Annotated in this window: 16 protein-coding genes and 1 pseudogene; 8 read left to right on the top strand and 9 right to left on the bottom strand. The window is 43.4% G+C overall.

Annotated features, from left to right (window positions below; translation table 11 throughout):
* Window positions 1-2: 2 nt before the first annotated feature.
* The 3 genes and pseudogenes from Q502_RS14555 (at window position 3) to Q502_RS02725 (ending at window position 1,632) form a co-directional block, all read left to right on the top strand.
* Window positions 3-524, top strand: a pseudogene (locus Q502_RS14555) (dihydrodipicolinate synthase family protein).
* Window positions 525-535: 11 nt separating this feature from the next.
* The gene (locus Q502_RS02730) at window positions 536-745 is read left to right on the top strand and encodes a dihydrodipicolinate synthase family protein (RefSeq protein ID WP_099828842.1); all 210 of its coding nucleotides are present in this window, start codon (window positions 536-538) and stop codon (window positions 743-745) included.
* A complete protein-coding gene (locus Q502_RS02725; RefSeq protein ID WP_099828841.1) occupies window positions 742-1,632 on the top strand; it encodes a tripartite tricarboxylate transporter permease in 891 nt (296 codons plus the stop codon). The genes Q502_RS02730 and Q502_RS02725 overlap by 4 nt, the downstream gene beginning before the upstream one ends.
* Window positions 1,633-1,692: 60 nt before the next feature.
* Here the strand turns inward: Q502_RS02725 and Q502_RS02720 are convergent, their stop codons facing one another.
* Window positions 1,693-1,971, bottom strand: a complete 279-nt coding sequence (locus Q502_RS02720) for a DUF427 domain-containing protein (protein WP_099828840.1) — start codon at window positions 1,969-1,971, stop codon at window positions 1,693-1,695.
* Window positions 1,972-2,676: 705 nt separating this feature from the next.
* Here Q502_RS02720 and Q502_RS02715 point away from each other — a divergent pair.
* Window positions 2,677-3,981 (top strand): MFS transporter, encoded by a 1,305-nt coding sequence (locus tag Q502_RS02715; protein WP_099828839.1) that lies wholly within the window; start codon window positions 2,677-2,679, stop codon window positions 3,979-3,981.
* Window positions 3,982-4,101: 120 nt separating this feature from the next.
* On the opposite strand, the gene Q502_RS02710 is transcribed toward Q502_RS02715, so the two are convergent.
* Window positions 4,102-5,751, bottom strand: a complete 1,650-nt coding sequence (locus tag Q502_RS02710) for a peptidylprolyl isomerase (RefSeq protein WP_243392217.1) — start codon at window positions 5,749-5,751, stop codon at window positions 4,102-4,104.
* A gap of 71 nt (window positions 5,752-5,822) precedes the next feature.
* Here Q502_RS02710 and Q502_RS02705 point away from each other — a divergent pair, with 71 nt between their 5' ends.
* Both Q502_RS02705 and Q502_RS02695 read left to right on the top strand, forming a co-directional pair.
* The gene (locus Q502_RS02705; protein ID WP_099828837.1) at window positions 5,823-6,206 is read left to right on the top strand and encodes a hypothetical protein; all 384 of its coding nucleotides are present in this window, start codon (window positions 5,823-5,825) and stop codon (window positions 6,204-6,206) included.
* A gap of 211 nt (window positions 6,207-6,417) precedes the next feature.
* Window positions 6,418-8,088, top strand: a complete 1,671-nt coding sequence (locus tag Q502_RS02695; protein WP_099828836.1) for a hypothetical protein — start codon at window positions 6,418-6,420, stop codon at window positions 8,086-8,088.
* Window positions 8,089-8,289: 201 nt separating this feature from the next.
* On the opposite strand, the gene lpdA is transcribed toward Q502_RS02695, so the two are convergent.
* From lpdA to Q502_RS02660, 7 genes are all read right to left on the bottom strand, one after another.
* Window positions 8,290-9,651, bottom strand: a complete 1,362-nt coding sequence (gene lpdA, locus Q502_RS02690; RefSeq protein ID WP_099828835.1) for a dihydrolipoyl dehydrogenase — start codon at window positions 9,649-9,651, stop codon at window positions 8,290-8,292.
* A complete protein-coding gene (locus tag Q502_RS02685) occupies window positions 9,644-10,222 on the bottom strand; it encodes a sulfurtransferase TusA family protein (RefSeq protein WP_099828834.1) in 579 nt (192 codons plus the stop codon). The genes lpdA and Q502_RS02685 overlap by 8 nt, the downstream gene beginning before the upstream one ends.
* 70 nt (window positions 10,223-10,292) lie before the next feature.
* Window positions 10,293-10,556 (bottom strand): sulfurtransferase complex subunit TusB, encoded by a 264-nt coding sequence (gene tusB / locus Q502_RS02680; protein WP_099828833.1) that lies wholly within the window; start codon window positions 10,554-10,556, stop codon window positions 10,293-10,295.
* Between the two features lie 10 nt (window positions 10,557-10,566).
* Window positions 10,567-10,923 carry an intracellular sulfur oxidation protein gene (locus Q502_RS02675; RefSeq protein WP_099828832.1) on the bottom strand — a complete coding sequence of 119 codons (357 nt, stop codon included), beginning with the start codon at window positions 10,921-10,923 and terminating at the stop codon, window positions 10,567-10,569.
* An 8-nt stretch (window positions 10,924-10,931) separates the two neighbouring features.
* On the bottom strand, window positions 10,932-11,288 hold the full coding sequence (locus tag Q502_RS02670; protein ID WP_099828831.1) for a DsrE/DsrF/TusD sulfur relay family protein: 357 nt from the start codon (window positions 11,286-11,288) through the stop codon (window positions 10,932-10,934).
* A 10-nt stretch (window positions 11,289-11,298) separates the two neighbouring features.
* On the bottom strand, window positions 11,299-12,288 hold the full coding sequence (locus Q502_RS02665) for a YeeE/YedE family protein (protein ID WP_099828830.1): 990 nt from the start codon (window positions 12,286-12,288) through the stop codon (window positions 11,299-11,301).
* A gap of 18 nt (window positions 12,289-12,306) precedes the next feature.
* Window positions 12,307-12,546, bottom strand: a complete 240-nt coding sequence (locus Q502_RS02660) for a sulfurtransferase TusA family protein (RefSeq protein ID WP_099828829.1) — start codon at window positions 12,544-12,546, stop codon at window positions 12,307-12,309.
* A gap of 248 nt (window positions 12,547-12,794) precedes the next feature.
* Here Q502_RS02660 and Q502_RS02655 point away from each other — a divergent pair, with 248 nt between their 5' ends.
* Both Q502_RS02655 and Q502_RS02650 read left to right on the top strand, forming a co-directional pair.
* Entirely contained in the window at window positions 12,795-13,310 is a 516-nt protein-coding gene (locus Q502_RS02655) for a cob(I)yrinic acid a,c-diamide adenosyltransferase (RefSeq protein ID WP_099828828.1), read from the top strand.
* A 328-nt stretch (window positions 13,311-13,638) separates the two neighbouring features.
* Window positions 13,639-15,321 (top strand): HD domain-containing phosphohydrolase, encoded by a 1,683-nt coding sequence (locus tag Q502_RS02650; protein WP_099828827.1) that lies wholly within the window; start codon window positions 13,639-13,641, stop codon window positions 15,319-15,321.
* The last annotated feature ends 145 nt before the right edge of the window (window positions 15,322-15,466 follow it).

The following is a 15,466-nucleotide window of genomic DNA, read 5'->3' as shown; positions in this document are numbered from 1 at the left end:
ACATGGGAGCTTTTAAAGGCATTATTCCACCAGTACTAACAACATTTGACTCAGAGGGAAAGATTGACGAGAAGAGATATCTCAATCTCATAGACTTTCTTTCCAAGAAGATTCAAGGCCTTTTAGTTTGTGGAACCTATGGATCATGTCCACTCATGACAGTAAATGAAAGAAAGTTACGGAACTTTCAGTAAGAGGAGCTGCCAAAAGAGTTCCGGTTATTTCTCATATTAGGAGCAAGCAATCTCGCTGACATTTTCGAACTCGCTAGACATGCCAATCATGTAGGAGCAAAAGCGGTAGCCACAGTTGTTCCATTCTACTTTCCCTATTCTCAGGCAGACATAATCAGGTTTTTCAAGAGACTGATAGAGGTGTCTGAACTTCCCGTCTTCATTTACAACAACCCAAAGGCGACCGGTGTAACAATCGATGTCGAGACACTGAAGAACCTTAAAGAGGCAGGGCTTTACGGTATAAAAGACAGCACGTTTGATCTTCTATACTTCTACGGCGAAATTTAGCATGGATGTGAATGACTTCTGTTATAAGCGGTACCGAAGCCTTCATTATCCCTTCAGTGCCGTTAGGTGCTGATGCCGCGATTTGCGGTCTGGCGAACGCCCTTCCCAAACCGGTAGTCGAACTGTACAACGAGACGATAAAAGGAGAATTCAAGAAAGCCCTGGAGCTCCAGTTAAGAGTCAACAAGTTACGAGATGTTCAGCATTATGCCCAGTTATGATTGAGCTCTTCGGCATTTCTGAAGTATTGAAGCGTGTTCAACAAGGCGCTTCAAAGCTGCAGCTACCTCCAATTACAGAGAAGGTGAAGATATCTCCGCTCGAAGCTCTTCGAATAATCTGGCAAAACAAGTGGACGCTTATTAAGTCTGCATTTGTCGGCACTTTTGTGGGAGCGCTTCCTGGAGCTGGAGCAGATATTGCGTCGTGGGTAGCCTATGGCGTAGAGAAAAAGACTTCAAGAAACAGTGAAGACTTTGGTAAGGGAAATATCAAGGGAGTAATTGCTCCAACAAGCGCGAACAATGCGGCTCTCGGAGGAACATGGATTCCCGCGCTGGTTTTCGGCGTTCCCGGAGACACAATAACCGCTATAGTCCTCGGGGCTATGCTCATGTACGGTCTGAAGCCTGGACCACTAATATTCACGGAATCCCCCGATTTGGTGAATGGCGTTTTCAGTATTGCGATTCTTGCGAATATTCTGCTAATTCCGATTGGCTACCTTGGAATAAAGGCTTTCGCCTTCGTTCTGAAAATGAAAACTAGCGTAGTCTTAACAGCAGTAGTCCTCTTTTCAATGATAGGTTCTTTTGCAATAAGAAACAGCTATTTTGATATTTATGTAATGCTTATCTTTGGTCTGATTGGATTCCTTTTTGAAAGGTTATCAGTTCCTTTAGCTCCAATGATACTAGGCTTGATTCTTGGACCGATGGTCGAAGATAATCTAAGAGTTGGCCTTATAAAGACCGGAGGAAGCATGGGTCAGTTTTTCACAAGACCGATTTCACTAGTTCTGTTTATTCTGATAGTGTTGGTCTTTCTGGGCGGTCCCGCCTTGAACCTCTTAAAGAAGGGCTTTTCCAAACACAAAACAGAAGAATAGTCTTGTAAGGAAGAACAAAAAAGCGATGCCTATGAGCATCGCTTTTCTTCTCCAAAGAGTCTACTCAACTCTTACACCTTTCCAAAACGCAACGAAATCCTTGATGTTTGATGCTCCTTCAAGTGGTTCGGGGTAGTACCAGGCAGCGTTCTCGTTCTTCTCGCTGTCAACAATGATGTTGTAATAGTGAGCTTCACCCTTCCAGTGGCATATGGTAGTTAAATCGCTGTGTTCAAGAAGAGCTCTGTTTACTGTCCCGGGAGGAAAGTAGTGATTACCCTCAATTACGATTGTCTGGTTGCTCTCTGCAATGACTTTTCCCTTCCAAAGCGCTTTCACGTTTATCACCTCTCATGGATAAACTTATCATTTCGCGGTAATTGCCGATGCCTTTTCTCCACTATTATATGAAAAAGAATCGTCCGAAGTGACGTGATTTAAAGAGTTACTGTTGCTTAGTCGGTCTAACAAAAGTGATTCTGTCCTGAAAGCCTGTTGTATTCTTTTGATCTTCACAGAGATCCGTCGAAAGAATTGGTCTAAGAACTCACTTCGTCAGCACAATTACGATTCTCTTCCAAACATACTGTTCGCCAGTAGTGAATGAAATCCTTATCTGGAGTTGATTTCGTTCGTAATCGCATCTCTTTCGTATTGAAGCGCACTTCACAGATCCTCAAAATTCAATTGTTCTTCCAGGCAAACCCTGAAATCACTCGAACGCCTTTATTATACAAGAACACGACAGAATCGCGGACATATTGGTATAACCTCTTCGATGCAGAACACATATACAATGTGTGAAGTCATTTGGCTAATGTGTTGTGACGACTGCCACACCGGTCTCTTAGACCATCCAGACTTTAGCACTGTCCGAAAGCAGACATCTTCATACTCATTTGATAATCATAACTGAATTTGAACTATAATTAGTATTGTTTTTACTTGTAATGATATTTATTAAATTACAGCTTGATTTTGTTGCACTGTATGTGATAATATGTACTAATAATTTAATAAATTCAAGGTGGTGCGGCGAAAGATATGGGAAGGAATTTCTGGCTCTTTTCAGTTGGAAGGTTAGTTTCTCTCATAGGAAGCGGCGTTCAGGCTTTGGCAATTCCCCTATACATCCTTGACCTAACTGGTTCCGGAGCAATTATGGGCACGTTCGCAGTGATTACTATGATACCCAGGATTATCTTCGGACCAATTGCAGGCGTAGTTGGTGACAGGTTCAACAGGAAACTAATAATGATCTACATGGATTTTGCCAGAGGGGCAGCTATTCTCGCCATGGCCTATATGGCAAATGCAGAAACCCTTACAATATCTATCCTTTTCATATTTCAGCTGTTGATTTCGACACTTGATATTTCTTTCGATCCCGCAACTGCGGCAATGCTTCCGGATATTATCGAAGAAGACAAGCTCTTGAGAGGAAATTCTATCCTTGGAGCAGTAAATTCAATCTCTTATATTGTGGGACCGGCGCTGGGTGGAGTGCTCTACGGACTTTTCGGAATCGAAGTAGTGTTCATTCTGAACGGAGTGTCTTTCGTCGCATCCGCAATCAGTGAGATCTTCATAGTTTACGAACAAACAACTGAGAAATCTAGAGTCTCCGTAAAGAGTGTCTTTGTCGATATTGTTGAGGGAATCAGCTATCTCAGAAGAATAAAGGGACTGATGATGGTTCTGATATTTGCTATGGTATCGAATTTCCTTTTGGCACCGGTGTTTACGGTTGTGTTCCCGTTTTTCGCGCGAACTGTGGTCGGTTTTTCCAGCCAACAATATGGGTTCCTTCAGTCTGGATGGGTGGTCGGAGTTCTTATAGGAAACATTCTCCTGGGGACTGTTCTTTCTAAGAGAAGACAGGGAAGTCTCTTTGCTGGAGGTCTAGCAACGGAAACAGTCATCAATTTCGTTCTGGCAGCTTTCTTCTTTCCCTACTTCATGAATCTTTTTGGCGGCGCTTCATGGTTGTATTTTGCAGCACTTGGAGTGCCGATTCTCGTGATGGGAGTATTTAATGCATTTGTTAACACCCCGCTTCAAACTCTGTTTCACCGGATTGTTCCTACTAGCTACAGATCCAGGGTGTTCTCCGTGATCTCAATTCTCTCTCAGATTGCAACTCCTTTAGGTTCTGCGATCTTTGGTTTTGCTGTTGATCGATTCCCTGTCCATTATCTTGTGCTCTTGTCATGCATTGGCAACGCTATTCTAACTATCGTATTTCTGATGAAGGGCATGTCGAGACTCTTCGAAGAAAAGAGAACAGATAACAGCAATGGCTCAAAGAGAAAGGCCGTCGAGCCTGTGAGAGAAGGAATTGGTGCATAGGTTCCTCAAGTATCATCGTAGCCCTCCCCAGATTCCTCTGCGCTTGACAGGCTGAAGCAAAATCGGTAAAAGAAGAACCGGAGCTTGATTCTCCGGTTCTTCACTCATATTGATGAAAACTTAGTCTGTTGCGCTCTGGCTATCCCTTTCTGCAGCAAGGTATTCCAGTTCTGAGATTATTGAATCGATCTCTAACTGAGCCTCTTCAGAAGGATCGACTTCCATTAGCGCTTCCATGTAAGTGAGCCTTTTACTGAGCTTCTCTTCAATCCAGTCTGGGCTGTAGTCAAGATCTAGAGATAGAGAGTTGTTCCTTATCAAAACGTAAAGAATATCTGCTCTGACTTCCTGAGACATTTCCCTTTCTAACGTGGCTTCCAGTCCCGATTCGATTTCATCAATTGTACTGAAGACATAATCTACGAAACTTTGCCCGTAGTTGCTCAGCTGCTGCTGAAGAAGCTGTTGATTCATGAACGTCATTTCTAGTTCCTCTAGCCAGGAGTTGTAATAAGCAGCTGCAACTTCAGGAACGTTGCTATCAAGCTCATACATCATCTGGACAATCATGCCTCGCTTCTCTCCTATCTCAAACAAGGACCTTACGGCCACTTCGTAGTCAATGCTCTCGGTGTATCCCAACATTTGAGACAACTCGATGTAGACAGCATACTCCACGGGTGAGACCTGCGCAGATGAGTCTCCTTCACCGAAGACTTTTGCGGCAACTTCGACGAAGAATTCATTAGCCGTCTCTTCTGTCCCTATTGCTTCCGCGTATTCCTTGTAGAACAGCAGTTCACCATCAAGAATCACATAGTCAAAGTTGTTTTCGCTTATGTACCTCTCTAACCAACGATTGTAAGAATCGTTCTGATAACCTGAAACGAAATCATTATATCTGCGAGAGCTCACCATATCGGCCAGACTGTTAATCTCTGTTCTCTCTTCAACGATTATTAAGTGAAAACCAAACTCGCTTTTTACAGGACCGTAAAGCTTACCTATTGGTGCGGTAAGGATAGCTTCTTCAAACTCCGGCACAGTTTGCCCTCTTTGCAGCGATCCAAGCTCCCCACCATTGGCAGCCGTTCCTGAATCAATGGAGTAATGAAGGGCAGCTTCGCCAAAAGTGATTTCTCCACTTTCGATTCTACTCATGAGCTCAGTAGCAGTGGATTCATCGGTCACAAGAATGTGTCGTGCCCTAATCGTTTCATACTGGTTCTTGATTTCGGTCCTGAACTCCTCAAAGTAAACCGCTAGAGCTTCTTCAGTAAGCGGAGCAACCGAATTCTGAACGAGTTCGGCCTTGAGGGCAGCATATACGTAACTCCTCATTTCATCTTTGAAGGTCTCAAGCGAGCCGTAGATAGTCTCAATTTGCTCGATCAGCCCAGGATTCGATGTGTACATCTCCATCATTGTATCCGTTTCGGCCTCAACTTCTTCATCAGAAGGAAGAAGATTGTTTTCCTCTGCATAGAAATCGATGAGCTTCTGGTCAACTATGTATGGTATTATCATCGTTTTTAGACCGATCTCGCTAGGGATGTAATAGCTATCGAAATACGGATCAAGAGTTATCCCCTGGCTACTTGCGTTCGCAACGGTCGCGCCAAATGCCTGTTCGATTTCTTCTCTGGTTATCCAAAACTCTTCTGGAACGTCTTCCCCATCTTTGGTAATCCTAACGGCGTACTCTGTTCCGAACAGGGTCAGTGAGAAAATCGCCATCAGGAAAACTAGTAGTAACTTCTTCAAAATCATTCCCCCTCGTGTATTAGGTACATTCATGATAACATTTCATAGGAAATGGTGTGCCACGAGAGGTGAATATTTTGAGAAAGAGTGATCTTGATCTTGAAAGGCTTCACGCAACGTCCTGGAAATGGTTGAATTCAGAAGAAGCGGAATTGTCCGGAGGGGAGAATTCGAGGCAACCTCAAGCCTTGTATTTCTTTGCCGACGAAAGGAACAAATCCTTCTGCAGAAGGTACAATAGGGAAGTGAATTTCAGGAGAGACGTTGAGGACATAGGGCTTTGCGATAAGTGTGGAATGAGGTTTAGAACATATAGAGCCGCCCAGATCTGTGTATTTGCTCCTGCGGAACAATATTTCACAACCGATACACGCGATGAAGCGAAGGCAATCGAGGAATTTCCTGACAAGGATCTTGCGGAAAAGGGAGTAAGCGACTTCGAGAGCAAGAGCTGGCAATAAAGGCTTTCTAATTTGAGTATTCGGACTATCTTTATTCTCATCGTGGGCTTGAAAATGTGTTAAAATATATATTGTAATTTTGTGAATAAATGTTCTTGGTTCTTACCGAGATATTTTTTGATCAAATAGTATAGTTTTTTCATTATCTTTATTTTTTAATCTTGCGGAATTTAAGCTTATCATTGACTTATTTGTTTCCTGGAGGTGGGCTGTGAAGAGCTTAACAAAAACGATTTTGTTGTTTGTAGCAGCATTTTTCGTTGTCTTTTCTATTTCTTCGTGCATTGTTGTGGATAATCCGGTTGTCGTTAGGGTCCCCTTTGAAGAACTTAACGACGGTGCTTATTATGGAGGTGGTCTCCTCTTTTCGCCTTCAGACATGTCGATCTCACATTTGGGAAAAGGAACTCTGATTGCGTTTCAGGATCTTAGAATGGAGTGGACACCTGAAGAAGGTTCTTCTATTGCAGAGAGAAACTTTGGTTACCTCTATATCAAATCCATAGATGTGACAGGCATTGAATATGAGTATCTGATTTACGATTCAAAAGGTACAATCATCAAGCGCGTTGACTCTGTTTTTCACCCGGTTTCTGAAGGATCTCAGGATTTCTCGAGTTTATCTGATACTGATTTGTTCTCCGGTGCCTTATATCAGTCTGGTGCCGGCGTGCACAATCCAAATATTAGCGATGGATATCTTCTAACCTTTAGACACGATATACCAGATGAAGAGAACTCCGGCCCTCATTCCTTCAGAAAAGTTCTTTTCAGAGTCCAGCAACCGCCAATGGTTTCTTCAACCAGATTTCCAAGAGGCGTCATTGCAATTAGCAATTCTGTGCCCAGATCGCTTGTGATCAACTCTTCTCTTCTTTTACAAGAGCCCTGTGAATCGGAAAACCAAATAGTGTTTTCGAAGACGTCTTCTATCCCTCACTTCTCTCTCGGTGATTACATTTTTGACACAATGAACGACTCTTTCGGAAGAGTTATTTCCGTGAATGATACCGACCCTTCAAAAGTAACACTAGGAACTGAAGAAGCTTTTGTAGAAGAGGCGCTGGGCACTTTGATACTGAACATTGAGGGTGATGTATCAGAAATCATACAGAAATTTGGAACTGAAGGAGATCGTGCCTTTGCAGAGAGTGTAACAACAAACCTGATCACAAAAGAATGGGATGTATCAATCATTGACGAGGATGAGATGAAGGCTGCAATCAAGAACAAACTGATCCTTGACGCAAATATCAGCCTTGATTTTCATCTTTCTTTGAACAAATTCAGCTCTAATGGAACGTTTCGCTTTCCGGCAACACTCTCTTCGATACTCGAGATAGTTGGAGAGGAAGGGTTTAAGACTGGACAAACGGAGAAAATTGCTGAACCACAGGTAAGCATTAGCGTATGCGGAATCCCCGTAAAAATCAGCGTACCGATTAAGCTGTTCTATGGAATGGAAGCAAAAGTCGCAAGCATTGATCTTCAATTCGGTCCCGAGATTCGGATTTCTCCGAAATTTCATTATGAAGTCGAGGCAAAGATCGACTTCTACGGCGTTCATGACAGATGCTATTCAAGGGGCTCTATTGACCACAATGCAACCTTTGTTGATAAGATCGAATTTGACGGATCCCCTGAGATAGAAGGAAAGTTTGGCTTCAAGTTTTATCCGGGAGTAACTATTGCCTGTGTCCTTCGTCCGGAGATGGAGATGCCAGTCGGTTTCTCTGCAAGAGTAAACGAAACTAAGGCTGAACTCGATTTTGAGACTGAGGGCCATATAATGATTAAGCTGGATCTGAAGTTTTACAAGCATACTTTTGCTAAGACAGAGGTCTTCAGCCAGACGAAGAATATTTATTCGAAAGACTTCTAAGACTGTTCAGAATCCTTTTGATAATATTCATCTAGTTACTGCTTAAAGATTTAGAGAAAGGAACCTTACGAAAAGGCTGAAGAGCCATAATCAAGAAATCAAGGTTGTAGAGAAGAGCATAGAATTTCCAGCATTAGAAAAGCAAATGTGGGCATCCCAAAGCATTGACTGTAAAGGGATGCCCTTAACTAAGGAACTACTTTAGATATGGATGCTCATTCCATCAATACCCTCTAGGGCACCAAGTACTGTCTCTGATAGCGTAGGATGAGGATGTATTGAGTTCTCAAGTTCTTCTACCGTTAAACCGTTCTTGACCGCAATTACCCCTTCCATTATTAGCTCTGTAGCTGAAGGAGAAACTATACTCATACCAAGAACCTTTCCACTTTCCTTATCTGCTATTACCTTCACAAACCCAGTGTTTTCTAGTACAGTTCTTGCTCTACCATTTGCGCTCAAAGGGAATTTTGCGATACTTACTTTCTCCATGTCTTCGATGTCGTCTTCCCTTATCCCGGTTGATCCTACCTCTGGGCTGGAGAAAATAATCGAGGGAACTGCCGAGTAATCCATTTCGATCTCTTCTCCAGCAATGTTGTGAGCCGCTACTATCCCCTCGTAGCTGGCCACGTGAGCAAGCATTGTTCCGGCTCTTATGTCGCCAATAGCATAAATGCCCTTAATGTTTGTCTGCATTCGGCTGTTCGTAATGACTCCTCTTTCAATTTCGAGGCCAAGATTTCTTACGTCTTCGCTAATGCTCGGTCGCCTACCGACTGCGACAAGAACTTTCTCAGCCTGGAGTGAGAGCTCCTGTTCACCTTCGGCATTCAGAATGAAGGTACATTCCTCCTTCTCCACCTCTGTCACCTTTGTTCTCTCTATTATCTCTACTCCTTGCCTTGTCAATGACTTTCGAATATCGTCGGCAACATCTCTATCCTCGTATGGAAGGATATGGTCTGCAAGTTCGACGATAGTAGTCTTCACTCCGAATGAACTGAAGAATGTTGCAAACTCAACTCCTATAACACCACCGCCAACAATTACTAGACTTTCTGGCATTTCTTCCATTCGAAAAACGTCGTTGCTTGTCCAGATTCCTTCGACTTCACTGAATGGCCTAAACATGGAGGGTTCAGATCCACTTGCGATAACAATATTATTCGTATCCAGAATCTCCCCTCTCTGCTCCAGGAGGACGTGCTTTGCATCCTTAATCACAGCCGTGTCATTGAAGAAATCAACTTCGTTTTTCTTCAAGAGGTGTTCAATCCCTTTTCTAGACATCGTGATCGTTCTATTCATGTGAGCCATGATTTTCTTCAGATCATAATCAAGATCGGATATTTCGATTCCAAGTCTCTTTGACTTGTCAGCTATTTCGGTATACAAATGGGCCGAAGTCAGCATCGCTTTTGTTGGAATGCAGCCCCAGTTTGTGCACGTCCCACCGAGATGTTCCTTTTCAACGAGCGCAACTCTCTTACCCAGCTGAGCAATTCTTATTGCACAAACATAACCGCCAGGCCCACCACCAATTACAACCGCATCAAGCATTTTCTCTCCTCCTTATATAAATCTTTATATCACCGTATTTATCAACTATCTTTTTGATTACCTCATGGCCTTCTTTCTGAATAGACACAGGAATTCTCTCCCCCGAGAGCGGATAGTCTACAATAACAATCAGTACCTCTCCAGGATTCATGTTTTCCAGAGTCTTTCTTGCTTGAATATCCGGAATTGGACAAGATTCGCCTCTCATATCGAGAAGCTGGTCAGGCTCGATGACATCAAGCTCGCCCCCCAGATAATAACTGCATATTCCCTCAGAGCAGGAAATTGGCTTGAATCCCTTAAGTTCCGTTATGAAGGAGATTGCCTCATCAAGCATTCTGAAAATGTGTGGAGAACTGAAGTCGAATCTCTCAACGCCATGCAAATGTCTTGAAGTAAGTATCCCAAGCTTCTTCATTTGCTGCAGATGTCTGTATACAGTTGACAAATCTATTTGAAGTAGCGACGCAATTTCTGAAGCAGTTAGGAAGTTGTCCATCAGCATCGTAACTATTTCAATTCTTGTCTGATTTGAGAAAGTGCGAAACAAATCCGGAAGCTTTAATGGCATCTAAAATCCCTCCCGTAGAAAGAGGTGCACGTCTGAACGAAGTGCACCTCCCACATCACGCTATAATAGCCTAACCTATTGACTTCTCACATTCCTCAACTATGTCAATGAAGCCTTCATAAGTTATCAGAGGCACGGTAACGTCATCAGCTGAGTATCCCCTGGCCTCAACATCGTCCTTAATAGCAAAGACCTCCGCCTTTGTGGTCAATTCGTTTAGTCCCCAAAAAACACCGTCCTGAATTAGGACAACCTTGTCCCCATCTTTCGCCGCACTGATCTTGATTCTATCGGCAGAATTATTGGGCCCGTTTTTCACTACTATTAAATACATACCAGACACCTCACATGAAGATTACATTGTCAAACTTGTGGAAGAACTCTCCGATATCGGCTTCAGCTATTAATTGTGCACTGAAACTCTCTTCGATTTCATTTACTTTCAGTTTTTCCACATGTTCTTTGACACCATAAACTGCTGTCTCGTACCTCTTGATAAACCTAAAACACATGGAGATCGAGAGCAGGCCAAGACATTCAGGCTTAGTCTTCTTTGAAAAAGCAACACTTGCCTCTTCCATCAAAAGAACAGATGGCTCAATATCTTCGCCATACATTCCAAATGCAGTCCTAAAGGCTTCATTGACCCAAATAGAGCCTGCTGGAGCCTGATAAACAACAAACAGTATCTTCTTATCCATACAGCACCTCATGCCATCAGGTTAACAAACCTGTCGCTGTTGTAAATCAATGAAGCCAGTTCGGGAAGACCACTTGGATTTGAACCTTCGATAATCATATCCTTGGTTACACCTCTGTAGTCCATACAGATTCCGCAGATCTCCACTTTCAAACCCTTCTCTTGTATTAGCGATTCGAGTTTTCGTGGAATGTCTCTATCTATCCTTATCGGTTTGACTTTGCTGTTAACGGATAGTATTGAATCGGCAAAGAGGAAAACCGTCACTTCGTGGCCTTTATCAAGTCCTGCTTCCGCGATCTTAATTGCTGTGTCAAGATCCTCATATGAATACGGTGGTGCAAAAACCTGGATTGTAATCTTCAAATCAGACGCCTCACTTTCTGTAAAGTATGTAAGCCATTGTCCAGTTGCCGAGAATAAGGAAGACACTTGCGATTATTGACGAAATGGCAAGAGTTGGAAGTCCGGAAAGGAAATGCCCGATATTACATCCACCGGCAAGGTTAGCTCCTGCTCCCATCATTGTTCCACCTATCATAACCACGAGATAAGTCTTCGGATTCTTCGGCATCCTCAACTTGAATTCTTTGGCGATTACTGACGCGATGAGTGCTCCCAGAATTATTCCGATTATTTCGTACCCATCCCATCTCAGTGGCTGATTACTGATGTAGGAGTCAAATATCGAGACCCAACCACCGGTGATACCAAGTCCGTAATTTCGACCAGCAGCCTCGCTTGTTATCCATGCAATGGGAGAAAGAACAGCGAGAGATACCGCAGCAACTTTCCAGTTGAACTTAGTCTTTCTCTCCGTGGTCTTCGTGCCAAGCGTGTACCAAAGTAAGACAGCTGCTAGTATTACTGCAGGGATCCAGGGATTAACATTCAGGACTGTCGCGAGTGTGGGCCCTACCTTGTCAAAATATACGGAAGAATTCCCATCAACTGTTATGTTAAATTGCGCCGCCCAAGTCCTTATGGGTGAAAATACTCCTCCTCTCATTGCCATAGCTCCTATACCGTAAAAGACCGCGGCTATCATTGCGGTTGTCATTCCCTCTCCGGACCTATAAGTAACACCTGACGCACATCCACCGGCGAGAACCATTCCCAGCCCAAATACATAGGCACCAACAATATTCCCAAACAGATTAAGCGTCGGAGGAGCAATCCTTATCCAGCCCATCTGAGCCACAAAGAGAACGGTGATCATCTGTAACCCGACTGCAAGAAAACCCAGTTTCCAAAGGTAATTATCCTTAAATAACAAAACATCCCTAAAAGCCGAGTTGAAACACACTCTGCCTCTTTGAAGAATGATTCCAAAAACGAGACCAACTAATAGACCCGTCCAGGCCATGTCATCTCACCCCTTTTTTCACTTTACTTTGATATAGATCTTCCACTCGCTGTTCCCGACTTCCTCGATTTCGAGAACTTCGTGTCCCATTCCCTTGACTGCCTCGGGAATTCTCTCTTTCGACATGGCATAGTCAATCCAAACCTCGAGTATCTCTCCGGCTTTCATCTTCTTCAGAGCCCTCTTGGTTTCAACATCCGGTACTGGACAGACTTCTCCTCTTACGTCAACAGACTTAGTTACTTCATACTTCGCCATTTTCATACCTCCTGTAATGTGATTTATTTCACATATTGGTCAACTTAGTAACTCTGCAGCTGCTCATCATGAATTTCAAGCCAAATCTACTATTTGAAAAGCGGAACTTCACTAGAATCATAAATGCTACTAATGTCGATTAATTTATCATTCCATTCCAACTTGGTTACCAACTCGTTCGCAAAACATTCACAAACTCTCATTGCTTTCGAAGTAGAATAACACTAACTCACGATCGGGGGGTCACTATGGAAAAGGGTTACATTCATATCTATACCGGAAATGGTAAAGGAAAGACCACTGCAGCTATTGGTCTTGCGATAAGAGCATGTATGGCGGGCGAGAGGGTCTTCATCGGTCAGTTCATAAAGGGTATGAAATACAGTGAACAAGCGCTATCGAATTATATCGACGGAATAACCATTGAACAGTTTGGAAGGAAATGCTTCATTAGAGAAAATCCTGAAGTAGAGGATCTTGAAGCTGCTCGCACTGGTCTTGCAAGATCCCGAGATGTTTTGCGCAGTGAACGGTTCGGTCTCGTTATTCTTGACGAGATATTCATTGCTTGCCATTACAGATTGGTAACAGTAGAGGATATTACGAAGCTTTTTGAGATGAAGCCCTCAAACGTCGAACTTGTTCTGACTGGCAGAAATGCTCCGGCCGAGATTTTTGAGAAGGCAGACCTCGTCACTGAAATGAGAGAGATCAAGCATTATTACCATAGGGGAGTTGAAGCTAGAAAGGGGATAGAGTATTGAGCAAGGCAACTGGACAAGAAGTCAATTATGGCCGGTTCAGGCAATAACTCTTGATTTGAACGCATTCTGCTTGGAGACTCAAAGGGATCTCTAATACTGCGATGACATTATTCAGAGGACCCTTCTGTGTTCCTATCAAGTTTTTCTTTTGCGAAATTACTAATCAAACGTGCGCTGCATTCCTCGTAGGATAAAGATGAAGGATTACACTGGAAAGAGATTTCAAAAGTAACGCAAATGGTGTTAGAATCTAAAGTGATAGAGAAGCACCACGAAACGCGCTTGATGTTCAAACCAACGCTCGAACTTATTATTATGAGAATGAGGGATGAATACCTTGTCTGCATATGGTTTAAAAAGGTCTTACCTTGACCTTATTGATGAAGCGGTCATATTCGTTGATGAATTTGGGAAGATCACCTTTCAAAACTCTGCTTCGCAACGGCACTTTGGAGATGTAATTGGAAGGATTTTTGAAACACTTTTTGGTTCTGACGATATCTGCGTAGATGATAATGGAGGAATCTGGAGCGTTCTCTCTCACCACGACAATAACGAACAAGGCGAAGTGAAGATTCTGAAAAAAGCAAAGAAGGTTTATCTTGATCCAACGGTCACAGAAGTAAGGACAAATACAATTCCCTCATACAGTGAAGCAATCCCAAGAAAAGGTTCCTCGCAGTTCTCAAGTAGGAATTATTCTCAGGACGGTGAGAATTATCGAAGCACAGTTTTCGAAAAGAGTTTTGAAGAACAGACTTCAGGCATTGCAATCTTCTCCTTTGACAGAACTTGTGAGACAATAGTCCCGGTTTTGAAGAACCTTGCTTTCGAAACAGACCGTCTTGCACGTCTCCCAGTACTGGAAGGCATTCCGCTTGGCAGACCCATTAGCAAGGCCGATCACCTTTTTCTTGGGGCGTTGAGAAGGGTTGCAAAAACGGGAAGAGAAGAGATTATATCGCTTTCGGAAGGGGAATACTTCGAAGAAGTTCTGATTAGGCTTCTTTCAGACCGGCAGCTGGTCAGTATCCACAGAGAGAAGACGACGGAAGCTAGAGCAATAGCGGAGCTTCACACTGCAAAGTGCATCCTAGATTCATCTAGTGAAGCCACACTCTCGACTGACGAACAGGGCAGGATAATCTTCTTTAGTAAATCTGCCGAGAAGCTTTTTGGAAGAAGGAGAGAGCAATTACTCGGCGAAAAGGTGTTCAGATTCATAAGGGACTCAGGAGATCAAATCAGAGAGATTCCCTTTCTCAAATCAAGTATTGGTGAAAAACGGCTTCTAAATATTCATAAAGAAGATGGCTCTACCTTGCAAGTCACGGCTCTCGTGAGAACGATAAGAGATTCCCACGAAGGGGCAGACATAGCGCTAGTCATCTATTCATTTGCTGATCACGAAGATCAGAATTTGATTCCGGAGTCTGCGGAAAGAACTATCAGGAGCTTAATTGAGACACTTTCAACAGTGGTAGAGGTAAGGGATCCCTACACGGCCGGTCATCAGAGGCGGGTCAGCAAACTTGCTACTGCAATTGCCATTGAAATGGGGCTCAGCCCAGATCGACTGGACTCGGTCAGAGAAGGTGCTCTTCTGCACGACATCGGGAAGATCTCCGTGCCAACAGAAATTCTGAGCAAGCCGGGCAGATTGACGGAGAATGAATGGTCCCTTATTCAGAACCACAGTGAAGCCGGTTTCAGGATGCTTGAGAGAATTGAGTTACCGTGGCCAATATCATGCATCGTACGTCAACATCATGAAAGACTGGACGGCTCAGGATATCCCCAGGGATTGAAAGGAAGAGAGATCCCATTTGAGACCAGAATAGTTTCGGTCGCGGACGTATTTGAAGCGATCGTCTCTCACAGACCCTACAGGCCAGCTCATGAAAGACTTGCCGCAATCACTGAGTTGACGCAGGGAGCAGGCAGGATTTATGACGCAGATGTGGTGGATTGCTGCCTTTCTCTAGTCAACAGAGGCTTTTCCCTTGACTGATTTTTCGGAAGTGAGCGATGAGCTCTGCTTTATTCAACCAGAAGCTCCGGTAAACCTCAATTGAATTCAGATTCAGCCGAAAGAGACATCATACCGATTTCTTCGTTTCTGTGGTTTTTCCAACACTCTTCTTGCGATATTTACG

Source organism: Mesotoga sp. Brook.08.YT.4.2.5.2., assembly GCF_003351125.1.
Lineage (GTDB): Bacteria > Thermotogota > Thermotogae > Petrotogales > Kosmotogaceae > Mesotoga.
Note: the sequence above shows the minus strand (reverse complement) of the source record. Positions and strands in the feature narration are given on the sequence as shown.

Coding starts and splice junctions, on each gene's coding strand:
- Q502_RS02665 (WP_099828830.1), bottom strand. CDS start 12,288: ATGGCCTGGACGGGTCTATTAGTTGGTCTCGTTTTTGGAATCATTCTT.
- Q502_RS02710 (WP_243392217.1), bottom strand. CDS start 5,751: ATGATTTTGAAGAAGTTACTACTAGTTTTCCTGATGGCGATTTTCTCA.
- Q502_RS02715 (WP_099828839.1), top strand. CDS start 2,677: ATGGGAAGGAATTTCTGGCTCTTTTCAGTTGGAAGGTTAGTTTCTCTC.
- Q502_RS02730 (WP_099828842.1), top strand. CDS start 536: ATGACTTCTGTTATAAGCGGTACCGAAGCCTTCATTATCCCTTCAGTG.
- lpdA (WP_099828835.1), bottom strand. CDS start 9,651: ATGCTTGATGCGGTTGTAATTGGTGGTGGGCCTGGCGGTTATGTTTGT.
- Q502_RS02675 (WP_099828832.1), bottom strand. CDS start 10,923: ATGGATAAGAAGATACTGTTTGTTGTTTATCAGGCTCCAGCAGGCTCT.
- Q502_RS02655 (WP_099828828.1), top strand. CDS start 12,795: ATGGAAAAGGGTTACATTCATATCTATACCGGAAATGGTAAAGGAAAG.
- tusB (WP_099828833.1), bottom strand. CDS start 10,556: ATGTATTTAATAGTAGTGAAAAACGGGCCCAATAATTCTGCCGATAGA.
- Q502_RS02685 (WP_099828834.1), bottom strand. CDS start 10,222: ATGCCATTAAAGCTTCCGGATTTGTTTCGCACTTTCTCAAATCAGACA.
- Q502_RS02660 (WP_099828829.1), bottom strand. CDS start 12,546: ATGGCGAAGTATGAAGTAACTAAGTCTGTTGACGTAAGAGGAGAAGTC.
- Q502_RS02725 (WP_099828841.1), top strand. CDS start 742: ATGATTGAGCTCTTCGGCATTTCTGAAGTATTGAAGCGTGTTCAACAA.
- Q502_RS02650 (WP_099828827.1), top strand. CDS start 13,639: ATGAATACCTTGTCTGCATATGGTTTAAAAAGGTCTTACCTTGACCTT.